A 21,342-nucleotide genomic window follows, 5' to 3' on the forward strand; every position below is an offset into this window, starting at 1 on the left:
TTCGGCACCACCCCGGCCGCATCACTAACCTGGCCAGCGGACCACCCGCGGCCCACGACGATCGGGAAACCATGACCCACACCACCGACCGGATCGAAGACCTCCTCCAGACCGGCGTACGCGACGAGGTCTACCCCGGCGCGGTGTGGGCGGTCGGGAACGCCGACGGCATCCAGGCCAGCGGAGCCGTCGGCCTCCTCGACCCCGACCACCCGGACGAGCCGATGCGGCTGGACACCATCTTCGACGTGGCCAGCCTCACCAAGATCCTCGCCGTCTGGTCCACGATCGGCACCCTGGTCGAAGAGGGCAAGCTCCAGCTCCACACCCCGCTGGGCACCTTCTGGGACGAAGTCGCAGGCCACCCCCTCGCCCGGGCCACGGCCCACCACCTCCTCACGCACACCGCCGGCCTGCCGCTGCGCGCCAACCTGAAGAACCTCTACGGCACCGACCCCCAGGACATCCGCGACGGTGTCCTCCACGAGTCCCTCCACCGCCCGCCGGGCGAAACCGTCGAATACACCGACCGAGCCGCCCTCGTCCTCGGCTACCTCGCCGAGCACCTCTCTGGCCAGCCCCTAGACCAGCTCGCCACCGACCGCGTCTGGAACCCCCTGGGCATGACGCAGACCCGCTTCGGCCCCCTCCCAGATACCGAGGCGACCCGCTGCGCCCCCACCGAGTACGACGAGACCACCGGCACCCACCTCAAGGGCACCGCCCACGACTTCTCCGCCCGCCTCCTCAACGGTGTCTGCGGCATCGCCGGCACCTTCTCGGTCCTCGACGACCTCGCCCTCTTCCTCCGCCACATGCTCGCCCCCACCCAGGCAGCCTTCGGCACCGCCTGGACCCGGGAATCCCTCCGCGTCCAAACTGGCGACCTCACCCCCGCCCGCGGCCTCTTCTGGCACCCCGCCCCCGACACCGAACCCACCGAGGACATCTGGGTCCACTACGGCTTCACCGGCACCGGCCTGTGGGTCAGCCCAGCCCGGAGCTGCTGGGCCGTCCTGCTCACCAACAAGGTCTACTTCACCCGCGACCGCGGACCCTTGACCGAGATCCGCAACAAGTTCAGAGCCACTCTGCTCGCCTAGGGAGTCCATTGGCGTGCCGCGCTACGGTCCCCCCACAACGCAATCACGGCGATGCCGAACGACGTAGCCGAACAACGCCTTGTTAGGCCAGGTACGGCAGCACCGGACCTCCCACTCGAGGCTGGTCAGCGTCCGAGCGCAACGGCCAGGAAGGCCGCGGTGATCGCCGGTAGCAACATGACAATGGCGTACCGCACGCAGCGGTTCTTGGCTCGGGCGATCCTGCTGGTCTCCCTCAGCGCACGGAGTAGCCGGGGCTGTGGATCTGAACCGTCCCGCCTGAGCCCAGCCGACAAGTCGGCGCGCGTCTCTGCACGCACCACGTCTTCGTAGTACGCGAGGAGGCCGTGCCTCTCGCTGGCTCTCGCCCCACGGCGCGGGGCGAGAGCCAGGAGCAGGAAGACCAACGCCCCGGTCGTGGTGGCCGCTGCCGTCCACCACAAAGGGACGGCCCACAAGACATCGAGGGGACGCCGTACGAGAAGGAGCCCGAAGAGTGTTCCCCCAGTAGCCAGAAGAATGGCTGCCTTGCCGTCAGCCCGGCCGATCTCCAGATAGTTCTGCGCGATGAGTTCTCGCGACAGAACCACCACGTGGTCCACGTCCGAGGAATGGCGTTCGGGCCGGGTTCTCAAATGGGCGAGGCGAGACGGTAGAGCCCACATCACGGCGCCCCTCCGTGGAAGCCGTTCATGCCGCTGTGCGGTACGCCCGCGTCACCTATCCTGCGCAAGACCTCATCACCCTGGGGTACGCCGACTTCGCTGAGGAGGCGCGCCAAGTTCACCCCGACGAAGCCCCGGTCCTCCTTCGTCAGTCCCTGAAGCGTTGCCGCCAGCGTCCGCTCCCATCCGTCCCGCTCGGTGAGCAGGTCACCGTGTGCGACCGTCCAGTCGAGCACCTCCCTGGCCTGGTCGGGATGGTGAAGCAGCCAGAGCGCCGCCAGACCGACCGGCCCGCCAGCCACCACCTCGCGGTAGAACCGGTACGCCTCGCGGTGGGCCTCGCCGAAGCCCGGCGGAAGGAGGAGCTCGGCAGCATGGCTTGAAGCCGGGAGGAGGCCGGCTGGAGGGTCCAGGAACCAGTAGGTCAGGCCCGCCCCGTCGATGTTCCGCGGCTGACCGGGGGGCTCGACCTGAGCGGTCCCGTACAGCGTCGGCGGCTGTCGAAGGGGATCAGAAGCACCCGGCAGTCCGGCACTTCCAAGGATGGCCTGGTCGATCAGCCGGCGCGCGGCGTCCTCCGTCAGGCCGCTGCGTGCCGCGACCACCGGATTGCTGACGTTCCAGGCGACTTCGTAGCGTGCTCGCGAAGGCGTTGATGTCGCAGTACCCCGGCGTGGCACCTCCACCACGGTCCGGCGTTCTGCCAGCGAGACCCACCCGATCGAGTCGAACTCCCGTCGGAAGGCCGCCCCGATCGACGGTCGGGGGTATCCCCAGATGTCTCCGCCCCGGGGTGGCTCGAGGCGGTCCGCTTCCTGATCCGAGAGGAAGACGAGCGCGCGATCCGAAGACGATCCGAACCGTTGCCGCAGCAGCTGTCGAACCGGTGAAGAACTGACCGACGTAAACAGTGGCCTGCTCATGACGCACTCCTCCTTCGCGATGTGTTCGTGTGATCTCGGTGGCGCCCCAGTAAGAAGCGGATGACTCCTCGACGATGGCGAGCGGTACGGGAGAGCTCGCTTACCACGAGGTCGAAGGCCGTCCTCTGGAACATGTCGGGGTCGGCTTCGATCCGCCCAAGCCCTTGGGCCACCGCTTCGTACGTGGCCGGGTCGTCAAGACCCAGCACGACGAGGGCAAAACCCTGAGCCGGATGGCACTCCAGAACGCGGGCCAGGCCCATCCGGACCGCACCCGGTGTACCCGGCTGAGGGAACGTCGAGAGGGACATGGAGTGGATCACGTGCACCGCCAGCGTGTGACGTGGTGTTCCCCGGCCGTCTGCCAGCCACCTCGTCACCGCCGCCAGGACCTCGATGTGGTTCGCCTGCTCGGTGAGGAGGGCGCCCAGCGCGAAGGAGACGGCGGAACGCAGTTTCGCGTCCAACTCGGGAGAGGAGCCACTGAGGACGTTGTCCAGGAGTTTGAGGGCCGCGGCCGGCCGGGCGAGACCGTAGCTGCCCCCGCAGGTCTCGGCGACCGTGCAGCGGAGAACTACGGATGACCGGCTGCTCCACCGACGCATCTGCTCCTTGACCACACCGGAAACCAAGGGGTATTGGACGAGCTCTCCCAACGCGACCGCGACCAGCCGTCGGCGCCAGCGGTCCTCCGAGGAAGCGAATCGGTCCAACTGAGTCAGCACGCCGGGGCCGGTGGCATGCGCGAGCACCCGGCCGATCGCCTTTCCAGCTGCCAGATCGAGGCCCGGCTGATAGTTCAGCTGCTCCAGAGCTCCCCATAGCGCCGCCGGCATGCCTTCGAAGTCCAGCCAAAGGTGGCGAAGAAGTGTCGCCGAGCGGTGCCTGCCCGAGAAGACGATCGGCTGCACCGGGTATCGAAACCGGTCCGCGGGAGAACTACGTGGTGTCTCCGGGCGTGCACCGATGGCTTCGAGCCGGTCTTCGAACGAGGGGCCGAGGACATCCGGCAACTGATCGTCCGGGGCCTGGCTCTGCCCCGTCTTGGCAGCACGTGCACCGAGCAATGGCCGCATCGCGGTAGCGAACTGCTCGATCACCGTGCGGTCCTGTCCCGGGAGCAGAGCGACGGCCGCCATCAAGGAGACCTTGTCGGCACTGTGCCGAGCCTGAGCGAGCGCGGACCGCGCGGCGGCCTCGGTGCCGGTCAGGAGTTCCTCGAGCACGGACCCGATCGGTGCCGACGTCTCCGCGGACTGCCGCAACCCCTCCGCCAGGTCGACGGCGTCACCGGGCAGTGGATGAGTCGAGAGGTAGTCAGTGGACTCGGGGGAGGCCAGGTGCTCCAGTGCGGCGTCGAGTTGCGGGCTATCGAGCCCCCCTTTGGCAGCCACGAGCCGTAGTCGCCTCTCTGCGACCTCGTGCGGTCCGGGTGCGGCATGTGCCTCCTCCCACCGGCTGGCGTCTGGCGGCAACCGGGCATCCTGCGCCATGGTGACGACCAGGTGAGCCCCGGCGCCGTGCAAAGCCTCGGCCAGGCCCGTCAGCCGCACTTCGTCGAGCGCCCGTGCCGAAGCCGCCGGCAACCCCTGTAGGAGGTACCCGCGGCTGGCCTTCGGCCGCCATGCCGACAGATCCGCCATCGCATCCAGGCCCGTGACACCGTCCTCGCCGTGCCTTTCAGCAAGAAGGGCGAACGCCGCCGTGCCGGCGCCCGTTCCGGCCCTCGCCCTGAGCAGCACGATCCGGCTGTCCAACGCCTTCCGGCAGCGTACGTACGACGGCGGTTCGACGAATCCGTGCAGCCGGTCGCGCACCTCTTCCGCCGGATAAGGCCCCTCGCGCAGGCGCGGTTTGAGGATTCCCTCGATGGCTTCGTCGTTCGACGCCGCGATGTGCAGGAAGTTGAAGTCGCCTCCCACGTTCCCCATCAACGCAACTCCGCTGTCCACCCGTTGGTGGCCCTGCCGGAGGGAGCTCTGTTGTCCGGTCCCCGGCCCAACCGACGGATCGGGCTGATCGGCGTCCGGCTGGTCGTCTGGCTCGGCGGCCGGTGCAGCTGCGGCGTTCATCGGTTGTCCCCGTCACCGGTCCGCTTGTCACCCGCAACGTTGTCTCCGCTGCCCCAGTGCTGGTTGGTACCGCGGTACGTGGTCGCGGGCGCGGTATAGGTGAAGTCACGACCGACGTTGCCCATCACTGCGGCTCCTTCCCCGACGTGCTGGGAGTTTCCGCGGTACTCCGTTCCGGAACCCTTGTCCGGTGCCACGGCGGGCTCTGTCGGCACCGCAGCTACGGGTTCCTCACGCGGCCGGATGCCCGCCCGCACGAGGTTCCCGGATGGCGAAGGAACGTACAGCCAGGCCCGCTGCGAGAAGTTCTTGCCTTCGACGGTGGCCGACACTTCGACACACCGGTCGGGGTGGAGCCCCGTGTAGGCGCCCAACACGACGTCTTCGTAGACCCGCTCCGAGACGATTGCGGCGAGGTGGGTCACCTCCTCGCTCGCCGCGGCGAGGATGGCCTTGACCGGACGCGAATCCAGGAGCCGGTGCATGTCGTTGCGGGCCGTGCCGTTGCCGTCACCTGGCTCGCCACCGTCGGGCAGCGGGCCGACGTGGATGCTGGCCCGGAGCCTGATCCGCGGACCGACAGCCTGCCGGTTGTACGAACCGAGCACGTCGTCCAGAACGCCCAGGAACGGCCAGAGCACGAAGGGCAGGTGCACCGGATCGAACCCGAAGACGACGCCGTCTCCCGTATTGGCGGGAAAACGCTGGGCATCGCGCAGCTGGTGCAGGCCGGCCCGCTCCAGGGCCTGGTCCACCAACTGGGGAATGAGCTGGCTGACCGGTCCGTGCTGAGCGGCCGGCAGTCCGGTGAAGTCCTTCGCGTCCACGGCGAACAGGGCGCGGTAGGGCGGGAGCGGCCGGCTTTCGGCATACGGGACAGGCACGGGTACAGACATGCGAGGTCTCCTCACGGATGGTCCGGTAAGTAGCCGTATTCGGGCTGCTTCGAGGTTCCATCCGCACCGCTCCACCGAGTGCACAGTGCTGGGCGCACGGGGTGTGTCCCGAGTCACAGGCTGCCGTCCTCAGTCGGCCGCCGCCCAGCGCTGCAGGGCTTCCACGTCCCTGATGACGATCACCCTCCGCGCCGTTTCGACCAGCCCGACGGCCCGCAGCTGCCCCAACCCGCTGATGACCGCATTGCGTGTCACGCCGATCGCCTGCGCGACCTCTTCCTGGTTCAGCCCCGTCAGCCGGACGGGACTGCTCCCGGGCATCTGATCAGTGAGCACGGCCAGCCTCAGCAGCGTGCGCGCCAGTCGCACGACTAAGGGCAAGGTCTGCAGTTCGGCTCGGTGGATGTCGGACTCCCGCATCCTGGCGAGTGCCTGGCGCATCAGATGCATGACCAGTCCGCGCTCCTCGACGAACTGGACGAAGCGCTGAGCGTCCAGAACGACTGCAGCGCAAGGTGTCAGGGCAACGACGTCCGCCGTCCGCGAGGTCCCGTTGAAGACCGAGACTTCTCCGAGGAGGTCCCCCGGCCCTCGAAACGCGAGCCACGTCCTGGCGCCATTCGGTTCCCGGCAAACCACCTTGGCCAACCCGGACGTGAGAGCGAGGAGGTGCGTCCCCGGGGATCCCTGCCGCAGCATCACGCTACGCTCGGAGTACATCCTGGTTACGCCTTGACTGCGCAGGTCACGCCAGACTTCATCGGACAGCACGCGTCGCCTTCCCATCACGCCCACACCGGTGCACATCGGACCCACGAGTTGTACGCCGATGTTGCGGGCGGCATCGACGATCAGGTGACGTTGACCGAAAGCGATCGTGGCGGTCCCACCCAGCTCGCTGCTCGGCCAGTAGCGTCGGCGCGTGCTCTTGATAAAGGCCGAAAAGGGCTCGTCGTAACCCATCGGCGACCCACCGTGCTTCTTGAGAGGGGAGCTTCGGCCGTGCGCCAAATCGGCCCCGCCCAAGCCACGCACCACACTGCCGTCACGGCGGCCAGGCAAGTCTCTTCATGACGGACCACCTGTGGCGCCGGACGACGACTGGTGATCGGATCGATCGCTCAGTAGTTGTCTGGAGGTGGGGATCCAACGGAGTCGCATTGGCGTGCCGGCACCGCGAGACGCCAATGCGTGGAGGGTGATGGTGGCCCAGCGCAGCCGAGACACTACGCCGGAGCTCGCCTTGCGGCGTGCCCTGCACGCATTGGGCTTCGCCGATCGGATTCTCGACCTCGGCAACGGTGGCGCTCCGATGCGGCTGGTCAGCAGCAAAAAATGCTTCAGATGAGGTTCGCCTGGATCAGTGCGCCGGAGCTGCCCTTCTTGGAATGCACGGTCTGGTCGTGGCAGGTTGTGGACGGTGGCGCTGCCGCCCGCTGGGCTACTTACGCTGTTGCTCGATCAGTTCGAGATAGCGGCTGTAGTGGGGATCGGTGACCTGTTTGTCGTGAACCAGGGTGCCCTCCTCCATACGATAGGTTCGGTCGCGATCGCCCTTGAAAGAGAGCCAGTTGAAGCTAGTGGTGACCCATGTGTCGTCGAAGACGAGGACCTTGGCGTGGGTGCTTTTGAGACGGCTGAAGACGAACTTTCCCTTATAGCGGCCAGCGAGGTTCTCCAGGCGTCGGATGGCGAGCGGGTCGGACTTGCTGTCGTTGTCTTCGTAGCCGTACGCGATGTGGACGGTGACGCCGCGCTGCAGGCGGGTCTCGAGTTTGCTGAGGAACTCGGTGGTAATGATCGCCTTTTTGATCCACGGGGAGATGATGAGTAGCCGGTTCCGAGCCTGGGTGAGCGCCTGATCGAGGAGGTCGGGGTGCTCAAAGACACCGATCGCCCGGATTTCGTGAGCAGGGGCCGCTTGTTCGGCAGAGTCCGGCGGCCGCGGAATGAGCCCTGGTGCTGCGAGGTGAGCGGCTGCCTGTTCGGAGCGGTGCTGGGTAGTGTCGGGCAGGGTAGTACGGGCCTGTTCCAGTTCCGGTTCCAGGACCGGACGTTCGGGAGCTGGCTCGACGGTGATGCCGAGAGCCTTTGCACCGCCTTGAGCGATGAGGGCGAGTTCGTGGGGGTGGCTCAGTTCTCCGTCGACCACGATGCCGATCTGGATGTCGGTGCGGTCGGCGTCTGCGTAGACGAGGATCTTGGCCGGCATCACCCGTCGTGCCTTGTCCTGGGTGAGGTTCTTGATGAGCAGGACGTCGCGCCGAGTGTTCCCGCTCTCACGCAGAAGGGTGTTGATGTCGTCGGCGGAGATGTCACCCGTCTCGATCGGGCCGTCGTGGGCGGCGGGGAGAAGGAGCACGCCTTCTTCTTCGGCCTGGCCGCGGGGACGAAGGATGTTGCGTTCGTATGGGCGGGCCTTGCGCAGCAGCTGGTCGTAGACGATGGGCTGGTTGACACGTGTGGGGGTGATCGCCGCGTGGTCACGGGCGGCTTGCTCGCCGCGCCGGGTCAGTAGCAGGGGTCTGACTGCGGATTCTGTTCCGGGGGTGGGGCGACCGTAGGCGAGGTAATCCTGGGAGAAGTGCTGGGCGAGGGTCTGGGTGACCATGCGTTCGGGCAGTCCCAGCAGGCCGGTAATGGCCTTCTCGCTGCTGACACCATTGTTTACCAGGCGGAGTAGGAACTCGTCGAGGAGGGGCAAGTCCTTGCGTTCCTGGGCGAGGACGTCTGCGGTCAGCAGAGTGACGGGCAGGCCGGCATCAACGATGGCGACGAGCTCGAGGCCGGGTCGGGCCTGGTGGTACCGGACGGCGAGGAGGCTGTCGGCGCTAAAGTCAGGCATCGCGGATCTCGCACTCCTCGGGGTGGTCGTGCAGGTATTCCAGGACGTCGCGCAGGGCTCCAGGCTTGCTACGGCAGAATGCAGCGTCGCCAATGACGGTGAGGCCGAAGCGCGCGCGGGAGAGCGCGACGTTGATGCGCCGCCAGTAGGGCTCGCCCAAGAATCCGAATTGGGAGCGGTCGTTGCTGCGTGTAACGCAGAAAACGGCGAGGTCGCATTCGCGGCCCTGGACCGCGTCGACGGACAAGACTTCGTAGTCGAGGTGCTTAAGCTTGACTGAGGCCAGGCGGCGAGATAGTTCTTCGACCTGGCGTCCGTACGGGGCGATGACCAGCACGTCGAGGGTACGTCCGTCAGGCGGCTTGATGACGTTCTTGTCGATGGCTTGGTCGATTACCTCGAGCCGACGGACGGCGAGCTGGGCTTCTATGCGGTTGGAGATGCTCGTCTCGGTGGACGTGCGGTCGGACTCGCGCCGGTCGGGCCGTTTAGTGGTGTCGAGCCAGAGAACGGGTTTGCCGATCACGTCGTATCCGGGCAGCACATGGTCGTTGAGGGAGAGCAACTCCTCGTTGTAGAAACAGGTCGAGATCATTTTGCCGATAGCTGGGGTCATCCGATACTGCTCCCGCAGGAGGTGCCTGACCGGCGGCTCGGTACGACGAACCAGGTAGTCGAACAGGGTCGTCGTGACCAGCTCGGGGATCAGCTGGTGGTCCGCCATGATCTTCTGTTCGCGCAGCAAATCTTCATCTACCGGCGGGAGTTGTTTGGTGTCGCCAACCAGCACCCATCGGTGGGCGCGCGCGAGCGGAACAAGGGCTTCGGTCGCGGTGGCCTTGCTTGCCTCATCAAAGATGCATAGGTCGAACTCGATGTCCCGAGCCGCAGGGTGACCCAGGAAGCCCAGTGCGGTGCCGCCGACGACCTGCTGAGTGCGCAGGAATGTGGTGATCAGGTTCTGGTCCGTACCGATGCGCTGCAGCCATTCGCCTTGCAGACTCAGCAGCCTCATCAGATCGCGTCCCACTCCTCCACTGCCGAGCAGCGCCTCGACGGCGTCGCGTGCGTCGGCGGGTGTGAGGTCCTCACGCAGGGTCAGTTCGCCCGTAAGCATGCGCTGGGCCTGGGTGTAAAGCTCAGTGCGCTGCTGGAGGAGGTGCTCGCGCCGGTCCCGGAGAGTGACGGCCTCCTCACCGAGTTCCCGAGCAGACGTGGTGCGTTCAGGGGCCGGCTGGCTGGTGAGGTCGCTAAGCCTGCGGGCCACGTGCTCGAGGGTGGCGGCAAGCACGGCAAGCTCTTCTAGGAGAAGGGCTGCCTTCAGATGGCGCCCTTCGAACCCCTTGTCGGCGGCGATCGTCTCAAGGTAGCGCTCGGCACGAGTACGGACTTGCTGGGTCCAGCGTTTGACCTGCTTGTCGAGCAGGAGAGGCTGCACAGTGGCTGCGACCTTCGGGTCGTCGGGCTTGCCCAGGCGCACAATCCCGTTGATGCCGGCCTGCTGAAGACGCAGCAGGGCGTTGTCGATGGCGATGTGAGTCTGACTGACGATGAGGATACGGGCGTGGGCGTTGCGCTTGAGGGTCTGTTCGACGATCTCGGCGATGACGGTGGTCTTCCCAGTGCCCGGTGGCCCTTCGACCAGGAGCAGGTCCTGGCTACCCAAGGCGTGGGCAACAACCGCGCGCTTGCTCTTATCCAGGTCGTTGCGGAACCAGGTGGTGATCTCCGCTGGCTCGCGCACAGTGATGTCGCTGGGGTTGTCGATGATCTGACGCAGCGTGCGGTTGGCGGTCTGTCCGGCGGCGACACTGGACAGGGCATCACGCTGGCGGTTCAGCGCAGTCTGACTGGGGCCCAAGAAGGGCAGCAACACCCCGTGCCGGGGCAGGATCGCGCTGGGGCGGTTGAAGCGAACCGTCAGGGTGTCGTCGGTCTGGGCGGTAACCTCGCCACGCTCGACCGGGCGACTGTAGGGGTAGTCCGCAACCGACCATTCCTCCCCCACCAGGTTGGCTTCGGTGGGCAGTGCCAGGTGGAAGACGCGGGTGCGGCCGTTGCCGGTGACCCGTTCATAGTCGAGGTTCTGCCGCCCGCCGGCCGCCAGTTCCTCGCGGGCATCGAGGAGGCGGCGCCAGCCTTCAAAAAGGTCGCCCAGCTGGTGGTCCTCCCGCGCCTTGGCGGCTTCCTCCCGCGCGGCCAGGTGGTTATCCAGGCTGTCGAGCAGGAGAGTCAGGCCATCGTATGCAGGATCCTCGCCAGGGTCATCGAAGGTCCAGGTCAGCACTGGACCTAGTTGCAGTGACCGTTCCCGCCGCTTGGACATCCATTCCTCGGATCGGGCATCCGCGGAGACGATGACGCTGCGCTCGCTGTAGGTCTCGTCCTGGACGAGACGCAGGAACCAGGAACGCCCGAAGATTCTCAGGGTGGTCCTGTCGCTCTCGCCGGTCTTCGGAATGTATCCGTAGTCCACATGGACGATCCGGGACAGGTCGTCCAGCACGATCTGCTTGGCTCGGTCCCAGGGGATCTCGGCGCCCGGGGAAACCGCGCAAAGCGCCTCAGCGGCCTTCCGGGTCAGCTTGAGCCAGCCCGCATTGGTACGGCGCGCGTGACGGTTGTCCTGCGCCTGCTCGGCGTCGAGTAGCCGTTGCTCAAGCACGGCGGCGTTCGCAGGGCGCTTCTTGGGGTCGAAGTCGACGCAGGACTGCAGAACCGTACGCACGTCACCGTCCAAGTCGAGGTCGGCCAGCACCTCGGACAGGTCCGCGTAGTCGCGGGCCTTGCCGCCGGACAGGACCTGGAGGGCCAGCACCCCGTAGCTGTAGACATCCCGCACGTAGGGGATCGTGTCTTCCTGCTCAGGTGGCGAGTACAGGCTGGAGCGGAACTCCGCCACGGTCTCGTCCGTCGGCTCGACCGCCTTCGAGCGGATCTTCGCGATGCCGAAGTCGGCTAGCTTCGGTGTGCCGTCCTCCGTGAGCAGCACGTTTCCGGGTTTCAGATCACGATGCTCGATCTCGTGTGCATGCGCGTGCGACAGGGCGGCGACAAGGGGCCTGCCGATCCGCGCAAAGAAGGCCTGCCAACCGATCGGGCGCCCCTGTGCCATCTCGTCCTTGAGGCTGTGCTCCACCCACTCCAAGGCGATGAAATAGCGGCCAAGCTCCGCGTCGAAGCCCGAGTCAAGCATGCGCACGATGTGTGGGTGCTGAAGCGACTTGAGTGATTTGGTCTCGCGCTCGAGGAAGACCTGGATCACCTCGTCATCCCTCTGCTTGAGTAGCTTGACCGCCGCGTAGTCACCCGAAGACCTGTTGAGGTCCACCGCCTTGCGTACCTCGGACAGGCCGCCGGGGCGCGGATCCTCTGGGAGCAGCAGAAAGCGCTCGTTGATTGTCCGTTCCCCCACGCACTACTCCTTGCTCAGCACCTTCAGATGGTGCGCCCCAGCCCGAATATGCATCCTGCCACCGCTTAGCTTCGGGCGTGCCTGTTGCCACCAATTCATTCCCGCCAACCGCTGAGGCGGTGGCGCTGACAGCGGCCGGTGTTGATGGATCGGCTGCTGGGTGTTCGCTCCCTCCCCCTGCGCGCCGCCACCCGAGCCTTCGAGACTGTCCGAGGCGCTCACGCCACCGGCTACGACTCGGGCGTGCTGCACCAGACCGAGGCGTACGCAACCGACGAGGTCACCCCGGGACCACTTCCACCAAATCCACCGCCGCATCCGCCCCAACCATGTACCCCGACTGATCAACGTCGATGTCAACGCCGACGAGGGCAAAAGGACCATCACCTGGGAGCCCGTAGCGCACGCGGGCGGCGCCCGAGCACAGGCGGAAACTGACCCATTGGTCGTCCGATGCCGATCTGACGGCCGACGACGTCGTAGTCGTGTACTTCGCGGGCCACGGCTCCGTGGCGGAACGGGACCGGCACTACCTCCTCTGCTCGGACTCGCAGGAGGACAAGCTCGTCTTGGGTCAGCATCGCCGATCACGGAGATGCCGTGGCTCTGATCAAACAGCTCGCAGCGTCATTCGGAACCCGTATTCAGGACCAGACAGTCAACAACGGCGCGCATGCCCACGATGTTCGCCCCTATCTGACCGCTCGCGAAACCGGACTCGCTCTGGCAAAGGCACTCGGCTGAGCCGTTCGGTCCAGCACGGCGGAACAGGGTGACCGGATCGAGCAAGCAACAGTTGTCAAGTCATCTCGAACTGACGGGATGATCTCTTCCTGAGAGTGACCCCTCCCTATAATCGGCGAAATGCGATGATCCTGACGCAGTGGCGCCCGGGTGGTGGCAGACTCCTCGCAGCAGCAAGGGGAGGCTCCATGGGATTCGGTTTCCGCGTCGGTGTGCCCGGACTGAGCGTGCGTGTCTCGACCAGGGGCGTACGGACGTCCGTCGGGCCGCGGATGGCACGCGTGAGCGTGGGTGGCGGCCGGACGACGCTCTCTTCGGGGATGGGGCCCCTCTATGCCTCTACCGCGCTGGGCGGCGGGCGCCGCGGAACCAGTACGAGTCGGGCGACCCGCTCCGGCTCGCGTCCGCGGACGGCCGGGCCTTCGAGCGCGCAGCTCGAACGGGTGCGGCGGCAGGCCGAGCGGGCCCAGCAGGAGGCTGAACGGGATGCTGCCATCGCGCACTTGCGGGAGCTGCGGCAGCAGATGACCAGCGTGCACCTGCAGTCCTTCTTGCCCGTGCACCCGCCGGTGATAGCCGGGCCCCCGCAGCTCGGGCTGCCCTGGGCTCTGGCCGAGGCCAAGGCGTTCCACCTGGCGGGGCTCGGCGTGTTCGCCCGCGCCGAGCGCGCGGAGGCGAAGCTGCGGGCCGAGCACGATGCTCCGGTGTACCTGGCTGCCGAGCAGGCGCGGTTGTACGGCGTCCACGGGGAGCTGAACGCCGAGGCGCAGCAGTGGTGGCAGGCCCTCGTCGCGAACGACGAGGCGACCGTGTGCGAGACGGTCAACTACGCCTTCTCCGACAACCCCGCCGCCGGCTGTGCTGTCGGGGTCGACGGCTCCGTGATGTCCGTGGTGATGCGGCAGCACGACATCGACTCACTGCCCGACCAGACTCCTGGAGTCACCTCGAGCGGGCGCCCCACGCTGAAGACGCTGACCAAGCGGGACCGGGTCCTGTGGTGGCTCACGGCCATGGGGTCCAACGTCGTATCCACCCTCAAGGAGGGCTTCGCCGTCGCGCCTGGGATCACCGCGATCGACCTCGCGGTGATCACGCGCATGCCGGACACCCAGCGGCTGGGGTTCGTGGCGTACGGCCGGTGGACCCGCCAGGCAATCGAGTCGGTCCCCTGGCGGCAGCCGGAGGACGCGCTGCGGTTCCTCGACATTGGCCAGGACATCGCCTGCGCCGTCGGCACGACCGCCTCCGGAAATCTTGCGAGCACCATCAAACCGCTGGACACCAGTCGACTGCCCGGCCTGCAAAGCCTGCTCGACCATGCCCAGGACGACGCCGGCACCGTCGACGCCACGCTCGCCGGCCTGGATGTCAACCTCCTCGCCAACGTCCCCTCCACTCACGATGCGCCAGCCCCGGACCACTACCGGATCCACACGTTCGCCGAGTGGACGACCCAGACCCCGTCGGCGGCCCAGCCACCCGCCATGGGCCAGCCCGTGCTCGCTGCCCCGACGGCGCTCACGCCGGGGCAGAACCTCACACTGCCCGACGAGGCATGGGAAGGGCTGACCGTCGCGTTCAGCTTCGCCGGCGCTGACGCCGACCTCACGCTCTTCCTCACCGACGCACAGAGCCGGGTCTCCTCCGACGAGGACTTCGTCTTCTACAACCAGCCGTCCGCCGCCCAGGGGGCCGCGCGTCTCCTGGGCAAGCAGAACGATGGCACCCACTACGTCGAGCGCGCCGCCATCCACCTCGCAGCCCTGCCGGAACACGTCCAGCGCATGACGATCGCGATCAACATGGACGTCGACACGGGACTGACATGCGGTTCCCTCACCCATGCAGAACTGTCCATGGGATGCGCCACTACCTCCTGGACCTTCCAGCCACCCGCCGACCCGGCCATCCGCGCCATGGTCGTCGCGGAGCTGTACCGGCACAGGTCCGCCGAGCACCGCTCGGTGTGGAAGCTCCGAGCAGTCGGACAAGGTTGGGCCGACGGACTCGATGGCTTGGCAAGAGCGCACGGAGTTGACGTGGGATAGCCCATCGTGTCGATGCTCGCCAACGGTGGAAGCCGTCCGCGACTTCACCCCCTAGCCGCACAGCAGACGCCGTACATGAACGCTCCGTGGCGCTCCCCGCGGCCCATGTCGCCCCGCTGACCAGCGGTGAATGGCCTTCGGAGCGCCCTCTGCTGGGGAGAATCTGGGGAGAATAAAGCCCCGTTGGGGAGCGGCTGGGGAGGATCGGCCGCACAAATAGACAATGCGGCGAAAGAGCCAGAAAGGCGGATCGCCGCAGATCAGAGGACACCTCCAGGCGATTTCCGCAGGTCAGCGGTGTGAGGGTGACGACTTCAAGAAGATCTCCGCCTGGGCAGCCATCCTCTTCGCCCCCACACTCGTGGGAACCATCTACGGCATGAACTTCGAGACCATGCCGGAGCTGCACTGGGCAGCGGGCTACCCCTTCGCAATCCTGCTGATGGCGGTCATCTGCGTGAGCCTGTACGTCATCTTCAAGAAGCGCGACTGGCTGTAGACCACACAGCAGCGCCCGACGACTACACACCGGCAGTCGTCCAACAACCTTGCCCGTGGGAGGCGATGTCCGACCCCCTGTCTAGCCTGTCTCCGTGAAGCCCACCGATGACCGACAGTTCCCCGCCGCGCTGGCCACTGCGATGGCCGTTCGATTCGACTACGCCGACGGGAAGACCGGGGTCGACTTCGAGCCCTTCCCGGCCTTCCTGTCCGCTGCCGAGACCACCGACTGGTTCCAGGCATGGACCGGGAACAGCGAACTGGACGGCAGCGACTTCCGCGTGTTCGGACAGGACGGCACCGGCGGGTACGCGGCATTCTGGCTCATCCGCCCCGGCCGACTGCTGGCCGAGCAGCCCGTAGTCTTCCTCGGGTCCGAGGGAGAGACCGGAGTCGTCGCCCGCGACCTGGGCGACTTCCTGTGGCTCCTGGCCGACGGCTTCGGCCCCTGGGAAGCCGCCACCTCGTACGAGCCCGACTGGAAGGCGCGCCCCAATCCGGAGTTGGCAGCCATCGCCGAAGGATTCGCACCGCACCAGCGCCGGTCGGCGGCAGCCGTGATCGAGCTGGCGGCCCAGGAGTTCCCCGACTTCGACGACACCATCATGGAGCTCTGCCACTGAACCCAGCGTCGTCACCTGCACGACCGGCCGGAATCACTGGACAAACCTCGACCGGACGCGAGTGATCACCGCCGAACTCGCCGCTTCGGCGCGGTCCCCACGGCAGGGGGATGCGAGCCGCTCACTCAGGTCACCACGCCCCTCTGTCGCGTTCGAGCACCGCTGTAGCCTCTGGCCATGAATCATGGGGAAGGCGAGGACGAGCTGGTCCTGGAGGCCCTCGAAATGCTGGCCACCGGACGGGACGATGAGGAGGTCTTCGCCGAACTGGCCGCGCGTACCGGCGACTGGGGCGCCTCCGCGCTGGCTGTGTGTCTGGCCCTGGGAGTGCCCCGAACGGACGCCGAAGCCCGAATCTGCGAGGCTCGGCCCCTCTTCGAGGAGTTCGTGGTGGGTGAGGAGGACCTCGTCGCCTCGGTTCTAGCCTTTGGACACGTGTTCGTCGTGGACCGGGTGCTGGACGCTCACGGCGAACGGATCCGTGACCTGTTGGGGACCGCCGCCGGCGCCCGCGGGGGGCTATCCCGGCGGCCTTCTCGCGTGGTTTCGTAGCGGGGAACTCACAGATCTTCCTGTTCTTCGCGAAAACCCGGTTCCGGGACGGGCGGGGCTCACCTCCCGAGTTCTGGGCGGCCATGACTACGGCCGGGGAACTCCTGGCGACTGAGGACGGCCCGGACCAGGCGGAGGTGACGGCTGGGCTGGAACATTCCCGGGCGCAGGCGACCGCTGTCGGTACGGGATCTCAGATGCGGCCGTGAGAGGAGACCAAGGCCTAGGGTGCGTACTCGGGCACCGTGCCGAGCAGCGCATCGATGGCGGCGCGACCCTTGCCGCCGGCCTCCGGCACCAAGTGGGCGTAGTGGTCGAGGGTGATGGTCGGGCTTGAGTGACCGAGCCACCGGGCGAGCGTGACGATGGACTCGCCCGCTTCGAGGAGGACCGAGGCGTAAGTGTGCCGGAGCACGTGGAAGCCGTCCTTGCGCGAAGCCTTCCACCGCTCGCCCTTCTCCCGTACGGGGATGACTCCGGCCGCGGCGAGGGCCGGCTTCCAGGCCTCGTCGTTGAAGATGTTGGCGCGGATGGCGTTGCCGTACGTCGTCGTGAGGACGAGCGGAAAGCCCTGCTTCTCCCGGTCGGGCTCCGGTCCGCCCCAGGGGAGCTCGACGTCGACCGCCGGATGGTCGAGGAAGTACGCGGCCAGTTCCGTGGCCACCGACCGGGGCATGTCGACGATGCGCGTCTTGCCACCCTTGGGTAGGGCGAAGTAAAGGCGTAGATGCTCCCCAGCCGCCGCACGCCGCACGGAGGGTAAGGATGAGCGGAACGCGATGGCGTCATCCTCTCCGGAGGTACTCCAGATTCCGTGATCGACCCTGGCCACGCATGACGAAGGGACACCTCATCAATGCGCCTCCTCCTGATCGGGCCGCCCGGAGCCGGCAAGGGCACGCAGGCAGTGCGCCTCGCCGCCCACCTGTCGATCCAGCACATCTCCACCGGTGATCTGTTCCGCGAGCACATCGCGCAGGGCAGCGAGCTCGGGCAGAACGCCGACAAGCACATACGCGCCGGCCGTCTGGTACCGGACGAGGTCACGATCGGGGTGGTCGAAGAGTGCCTTGCCCGCCCGGACACCGAACGCGGATTCCTGCTGGACGGCTTTCCCCGCAATCCTGCCCAGGCGGAGGCGCTGGACCGCATCCTGGCCGACACGGGGTCGAGACTGGACGCCGTGCTCAACCTGGAGATTCCCGACGCAGAGGTGATCAGACGCATCGCCGGACGACGGTTGTGCCGTCAGGACCGCGAACACATCTTCCACGTCGATCACAACCCGCCTGAAGTGGCAGGAACCTGCGCCGTCTGCGGCGGTGAGCTGTACCAACGGGATGACGACCGCGAAGCCACCGTTCGTAAGCGGCTGGAGGTCTATGCCAGCGAGACGGCACTGGTCCTCGACCACTACCGGGCCCAGGGGCTGGTAACCACCGTCTCGGCCCTCGGCCGGGTCCAGGAGGTCCTGGACCGCGCGCTGGCCGCAATCGGCCAGCGCGCGGTCGATGCCTCGGGCACTTCGAGCAATTGACCTACCGCCGAGAAGGTGCGGGTCGCTGCCCCCGAAGCGTCGGCATGAGGTCGACCTGGCGCACCGCGCTGGCCGAGCCGGGGAGTTGTGCGATCGTGGGCGCCGTGGATGAACCGGTCGAACGCGTGGATGATCAGGACCAGGTGGTGGCGGTGGTGGACCGCGGTGAGGCCATCCGTCGAGGATGGCTGCACCGCATCGCGACGACCGTCTGCCGTGATCCGCAGGGGCGGGTATTGGTCTATCGGCGGCCTGAGAACCTGTCCCGGTTTCCCGGCCACCACGAGGTGATGTTCGGCGGGGCTGTGGAAGTGGGCGAGTCCTATGAGCAGGCCGCGGGCAGGGAGTTGGCCGAGGAGCTGGGCATCCACGTGCCCGTGCGCTTCTTGTTCAAGTTCCTGTGCCGAGGGGCGATCAGCCCGTACTGGCTCGGCGTGCATGAGGCCGTGATCACGGGCGAGGTGACGCCCGACCCGGAAGAGGTTGCCTGGTACGGCTGGCTGACGGAGGCGGAACTGCGCGAGGCCGTGCGGCAGTGGCGCTTCATTCCGGACGGGCAGGAGGCGTTCGACCTGTATCTCGCGCGGGGCCATGGCCTGCCCTAGGCCGTCTCTTTCGGATCTTGTCGGCCGAGCCCGCGGCGTCCGGAGCCGTGCATCGCAAGGCGGAGGATCGTCCTTGTACTGGACGTACCGGGGCGGGCCCGACAACGCAGCGAGGTGCGGTGCCGGACGTCGCGGGCCCGGCAAGATCCGAAAGAGACGGCCTGGACGGGGCCGGCTCGGTTGTTCTCCTGCTGCGTGGGGTGGCTCCGTTCAGGGTGGGGTGCGGGGGGGTGTGGTCCAGCCGGCCAGGGTGGGGGAACGCGTGAGGGCTCTCGTGATGATTCCGGCGGCGGTCGAGGATGCATGCTGCGGGTCGGTGGCGAGGAGGAACAGTGCGATGTCCAGGCGGCCTTCCGCCGAGCGGGCGTACACGTGCTCGAGGCGGTCGGCGGGGGACGCGGTGGCCCGTATGACGTCGGTGACGAGGTTGCGGTCGAGGAGCCGGGCGGGCTGGTCGGTGGGGGCCGACAGGGACAGCAGCGTCATGACGAGGTGCACGACCCCGGTCAGTCCCGGGTGAGGGTGGCGGGTGTGCGGGGCATGGCGGGGCTCTCTTCCGACGGTCCCGGGAGGGCTGTTGCCGGTGAGGAGTCTTCCGGCCGGCCCTGGCGCGCGGAAGGGAGGGCGGGTGACAGCAACCGCTCCCGGACGCTTGGTGTCAGCAGTGCGGGACCCAGGCGTGGGAGCGCAGGCGGAAGGTGCCGCTCAGGTTGGTCCTGGTGCCCACCTTCACGCAGCCCAGGAGCTCCTGCCGGGCGGGCTGCCCGTAGTAGAGGACGTCGACCTGGCTCGCGCCCTCGGTGAGGTCGAACCCGTTGTTGAAGACCGAGCGGGGCGGTGTGCGGGCCGACCAGGGGCAGGGGGTGGGGCCGCCGATCCAGTCGGCGCCGCCGTCGACCCAGGAGCACATCTCGCCCCGGCCGTCCTCCTCCGAGAAGAAGCAGACGGCCCCGCGCCGGCACCGCTCGTACCCCGCCTCCCCGGCGGAGTTCCCGAACGGCAGCAGGCCCGAGCTCCATACGGCTCCCAGGCCCGCGAGCGCCGCCGTACCGGCCGCGATCAGCGCCCGGCGCCGCCGCCTCGGTAAGGAGTCGCGCGGGGCGGGCGCCCGGCCGGCGGCGGCGGCCCGGACCCGGCCCAGCAGCGAGGCCGCGGTGTGCGCGGCCCGGTCCTCGTGCCTGCGGGCCAGGCAGTCCTGGACGATGTCCCGCCAGTGCTGGGGCAGTTCCGGCGACAGGCGCAGCTCCTCCTCGCCCCTGGCGTAGCGCAGGGCCGCGTCCCGGCGGGCGGCGGAGGTGCCGCCGGGCAGCGGCAGCGAGCCGGTCAGCACCACGTGCGCGAGCACGCCGAAGGCCCAGATGTCGGCCGTCGGACGGATCTTCGTCCCGCGTTCGCCGACCTCGGCCCAGAACTGGTCGGGCGGGGTGTAGTCGGGCGTGGCGAAGGCCGGTGAGTAGGCGTGGGTGCCCTCCAGTTCCGCCGCCATGTTGAAGTCGCCGAGCCGCGCCGTGCCGTCGGCCATCAGCAGGACGTTCCCCGGCTTGAGGTCGCCGTGCACCCAGCCCGCCCCGTGCAGTTGGTCGAGCCCCTCGCAGACCTGGGCGAGGAGGGCCGGACCGGCCTGCGGCACCACGCCGCCGGCCAGCAGGGCGTCCAGGGAGCCGGCCGCCTCCTCCAGGACGAGCACGGTGGCGCCGTCGAGTTCGGGCCGACCGGGGTCGTCGACCGTGAGCACCTCGTACAGCCGGATCAGCCGGGGTGTGCGCACCCGGCGCAGCACCTCGGTCTCGCGCTCGGCGAGTTCGCCGAGGTGCCGCAGCTGGCGCGGGGTACGGGTGCCGGTCGGCAGGAACTTCAGCGCGGCGCGGTCGGGCAGCCCCCGCTCCGGCCCGGCGCGCCGGGCCGCGTACACGCTGCCGAAGGCGCCGGCTCCCAGCAGGTGCCCGACGACCCAGGGGCCGATCCGGTAGCCGGGCGGGACGGTGAGGGCGCCGGGCGCTCCGGCTCGTCCGGTCAGCGGGCGGTACCGGTCGGGGCGGCCGGGAGGGCCGCCAGGTCCTGCTCGCGGACGAGGTCGAAGCGCAGGGCGAGGGAGACCAGGGTCTCCTTCTTGCCGACCAGCCGCGGTCCCGGATCGGCCGTGTCGGGGCCGGGCTTGAGGCGCAGCTTGACCGCGAGGTAGTCGATGTTCCACTGCACGGTGGCCCGGTTGGCCGCGGGCCATGACGGCTTCAGCCGTTCGACGACCTGCTCGACGGTGGGCAGGGGCGCGTGCGGTTCGCCGCGCAGCCGCGGCTCGCAGAGCGCGGTGAGGACCAGGAAGTAGCGGCTGGAGCGGTCGAGGGGGAAGGGGAGTACGGTCGCCTCCCCGTCGTGCTCGCCGGGCTCGCCCGGCTCGTCGCGGTCGGCGTAGTCGTGGCGCGGCGCCCAGACGTCCAGGGTGAGCAGCTCGGAGCCGGCGGGCAGGACGATCCGGGCGAACTCGAAGGGGACCGGTGCGTCCAGCCGGCCGGGGGCGATCTTGATGTGCTCGCCGGCGCCCTCGGGGTTCTCGACCACGTAGGTCGCCGAGCGGGAGAAGTTGCTCAGCGACCAGTACGTGCCGGTGGCGGTGATCAGCCCCGCCGAGCGCGAGACGCCCGCGTGCGGGAGGTACAGGGCGGGCGGGCCGCCGCCGGAGGCGCTGTGCGCGCTGCCGACGGGCTCACGGCCGAACCGGAGGGTCTGCCCCGGTGCCAGGCGGATCTGTTCGGCCGGGGACATGGTGTGCCCCGGAACCACGATGATGCTGTTCACGCTGGTTCCTTCCC

At 68.0% G+C, this 21,342-nt stretch carries 18 protein-coding genes and 1 pseudogene; 8 read left to right on the plus strand and 11 right to left on the minus strand.

Translation table 11 applies throughout. The features are described 5' to 3' along the window. Positions 1–71: 71 nt before the first annotated feature. Positions 72–1,103 carry a serine hydrolase domain-containing protein gene (locus OG373_RS09335; RefSeq protein ID WP_405437382.1) on the plus strand — a complete coding sequence of 344 codons (1,032 nt, stop codon included), beginning with the start codon at positions 72–74 and terminating at the stop codon, positions 1,101–1,103. Between the two features lie 125 nt (positions 1,104–1,228). Here OG373_RS09335 and OG373_RS09340 read toward each other — a convergent pair whose 3' ends face one another. From OG373_RS09340 to OG373_RS09370, 7 genes are all read right to left on the minus strand, one after another. After that, positions 1,229–1,705, minus strand: a complete 477-nt coding sequence (locus OG373_RS09340; RefSeq protein ID WP_405437383.1) for a Pycsar system effector family protein — start codon at positions 1,703–1,705, stop codon at positions 1,229–1,231. A gap of 62 nt (positions 1,706–1,767) precedes the next feature. Next, positions 1,768–2,691, minus strand: coding sequence for a hypothetical protein (locus OG373_RS09345; protein ID WP_405437385.1), 924 nt, complete (start codon positions 2,689–2,691; stop codon positions 1,768–1,770). After that, positions 2,688–4,763, minus strand: a complete 2,076-nt coding sequence (locus tag OG373_RS09350) for a hypothetical protein (protein ID WP_405437386.1) — start codon at positions 4,761–4,763, stop codon at positions 2,688–2,690. The genes OG373_RS09345 and OG373_RS09350 overlap by 4 nt, the downstream gene beginning before the upstream one ends. After that, positions 4,760–5,659 carry a hypothetical protein gene (locus tag OG373_RS09355; RefSeq protein WP_405437388.1) on the minus strand — a complete coding sequence of 300 codons (900 nt, stop codon included), beginning with the start codon at positions 5,657–5,659 and terminating at the stop codon, positions 4,760–4,762. Before OG373_RS09355 ends, OG373_RS09350 begins: the two co-directional genes overlap by 4 nt. 129 nt (positions 5,660–5,788) lie before the next feature. Then, positions 5,789–6,622 (minus strand): Crp/Fnr family transcriptional regulator, encoded by an 834-nt coding sequence (locus OG373_RS09360; protein ID WP_405437390.1) that lies wholly within the window; start codon positions 6,620–6,622, stop codon positions 5,789–5,791. Positions 6,623–7,100: 478 nt separating this feature from the next. Then, positions 7,101–8,504 (minus strand): phospholipase D-like domain-containing protein, encoded by a 1,404-nt coding sequence (locus tag OG373_RS09365; RefSeq protein WP_405437391.1) that lies wholly within the window; start codon positions 8,502–8,504, stop codon positions 7,101–7,103. Further along, the gene (locus tag OG373_RS09370) at positions 8,497–11,919 is read right to left on the minus strand and encodes an AAA domain-containing protein (RefSeq protein ID WP_405437393.1); all 3,423 of its coding nucleotides are present in this window, start codon (positions 11,917–11,919) and stop codon (positions 8,497–8,499) included. The genes OG373_RS09365 and OG373_RS09370 overlap by 8 nt, the downstream gene beginning before the upstream one ends. A 600-nt stretch (positions 11,920–12,519) precedes the next feature. Here OG373_RS09370 and OG373_RS09375 point away from each other — a divergent pair. The 5 genes and pseudogenes from OG373_RS09375 (at position 12,520) to OG373_RS09395 (ending at position 16,390) form a co-directional block, all read left to right on the plus strand. Continuing rightward, complete coding sequence (locus OG373_RS09375; RefSeq protein ID WP_405437394.1) at positions 12,520–12,663, plus strand: hypothetical protein; 144 nt, start codon at positions 12,520–12,522, stop codon at positions 12,661–12,663. Positions 12,664–13,187: 524 nt separating this feature from the next. Further along, on the plus strand, positions 13,188–14,714 hold the full coding sequence (locus OG373_RS09380) for a TerD family protein (RefSeq protein WP_405437396.1): 1,527 nt from the start codon (positions 13,188–13,190) through the stop codon (positions 14,712–14,714). A 313-nt stretch (positions 14,715–15,027) separates the two neighbouring features. Next, positions 15,028–15,213, plus strand: a pseudogene (locus tag OG373_RS09385) (CorA family divalent cation transporter); the annotation flags it as partial. A 142-nt stretch (positions 15,214–15,355) separates the two neighbouring features. Further along, positions 15,356–15,838 (plus strand): SMI1/KNR4 family protein, encoded by a 483-nt coding sequence (locus tag OG373_RS09390; RefSeq protein ID WP_405443999.1) that lies wholly within the window; start codon positions 15,356–15,358, stop codon positions 15,836–15,838. Between the two features lie 177 nt (positions 15,839–16,015). Beyond that, the gene (locus OG373_RS09395; protein ID WP_405437398.1) at positions 16,016–16,390 is read left to right on the plus strand and encodes a hypothetical protein; all 375 of its coding nucleotides are present in this window, start codon (positions 16,016–16,018) and stop codon (positions 16,388–16,390) included. Positions 16,391–16,613: 223 nt separating this feature from the next. Here the strand turns inward: OG373_RS09395 and OG373_RS09400 are convergent, their stop codons facing one another. Next, positions 16,614–17,054, minus strand: a complete 441-nt coding sequence (locus tag OG373_RS09400) for a tyrosine-type recombinase/integrase (protein ID WP_405437400.1) — start codon at positions 17,052–17,054, stop codon at positions 16,614–16,616. 192 nt (positions 17,055–17,246) lie between these two features. Here OG373_RS09400 and OG373_RS09405 point away from each other — a divergent pair, with 192 nt between their 5' ends. Both OG373_RS09405 and OG373_RS09410 read left to right on the plus strand, forming a co-directional pair. After that, positions 17,247–17,927: an adenylate kinase gene (locus OG373_RS09405; protein WP_405437402.1), complete on the plus strand. Its 681-nt coding sequence runs from the start codon at positions 17,247–17,249 to the stop codon at positions 17,925–17,927. A gap of 104 nt (positions 17,928–18,031) precedes the next feature. Further along, positions 18,032–18,532: an NUDIX hydrolase gene (locus OG373_RS09410; RefSeq protein WP_405437405.1), complete on the plus strand. Its 501-nt coding sequence runs from the start codon at positions 18,032–18,034 to the stop codon at positions 18,530–18,532. 210 nt (positions 18,533–18,742) lie between these two features. On the opposite strand, the gene OG373_RS09415 is transcribed toward OG373_RS09410, so the two are convergent. The 3 genes from OG373_RS09415 to OG373_RS09425 all read right to left on the minus strand — a co-directional run bounded on the left by OG373_RS09415 (position 18,743) and on the right by OG373_RS09425 (position 21,328). Then, positions 18,743–19,030 (minus strand): hypothetical protein, encoded by a 288-nt coding sequence (locus tag OG373_RS09415; protein ID WP_405437407.1) that lies wholly within the window; start codon positions 19,028–19,030, stop codon positions 18,743–18,745. A gap of 160 nt (positions 19,031–19,190) precedes the next feature. Continuing rightward, complete coding sequence (locus tag OG373_RS09420) at positions 19,191–20,549, minus strand: serine/threonine-protein kinase (RefSeq protein WP_405444000.1); 1,359 nt, start codon at positions 20,547–20,549, stop codon at positions 19,191–19,193. Further along, positions 20,546–21,328, minus strand: coding sequence for an FHA domain-containing protein (locus OG373_RS09425; protein WP_405437409.1), 783 nt, complete (start codon positions 21,326–21,328; stop codon positions 20,546–20,548). The genes OG373_RS09420 and OG373_RS09425 overlap by 4 nt, the downstream gene beginning before the upstream one ends. Between the last annotated feature and the right edge of the window lie 14 nt (positions 21,329–21,342).

The sequence above is a fragment of the Streptomyces avidinii genome (genome assembly GCF_045161815.1).
Classification (GTDB): domain Bacteria; phylum Actinomycetota; class Actinomycetes; order Streptomycetales; family Streptomycetaceae; genus Streptomyces; species Streptomyces avidinii.

Coding starts and splice junctions, on each gene's coding strand:
- OG373_RS09335 (WP_405437382.1), top strand. CDS start 72: ATGACCCACACCACCGACCGGATCGAAGACCTCCTCCAGACCGGCGTA.
- OG373_RS09345 (WP_405437385.1), bottom strand. CDS start 2,691: ATGAGCAGGCCACTGTTTACGTCGGTCAGTTCTTCACCGGTTCGACAG.
- OG373_RS09350 (WP_405437386.1), bottom strand. CDS start 4,763: ATGAACGCCGCAGCTGCACCGGCCGCCGAGCCAGACGACCAGCCGGAC.
- OG373_RS09355 (WP_405437388.1), bottom strand. CDS start 5,659: ATGTCTGTACCCGTGCCTGTCCCGTATGCCGAAAGCCGGCCGCTCCCG.
- OG373_RS09360 (WP_405437390.1), bottom strand. CDS start 6,622: ATGGGTTACGACGAGCCCTTTTCGGCCTTTATCAAGAGCACGCGCCGA.
- OG373_RS09365 (WP_405437391.1), bottom strand. CDS start 8,504: ATGCCTGACTTTAGCGCCGACAGCCTCCTCGCCGTCCGGTACCACCAG.
- OG373_RS09380 (WP_405437396.1), top strand. CDS start 13,188: ATGACCAGCGTGCACCTGCAGTCCTTCTTGCCCGTGCACCCGCCGGTG.
- OG373_RS09390 (WP_405443999.1), top strand. CDS start 15,356: ATGGCCGTTCGATTCGACTACGCCGACGGGAAGACCGGGGTCGACTTC.
- OG373_RS09395 (WP_405437398.1), top strand. CDS start 16,016: ATGAATCATGGGGAAGGCGAGGACGAGCTGGTCCTGGAGGCCCTCGAA.
- OG373_RS09405 (WP_405437402.1), top strand. CDS start 17,247: ATGCGCCTCCTCCTGATCGGGCCGCCCGGAGCCGGCAAGGGCACGCAG.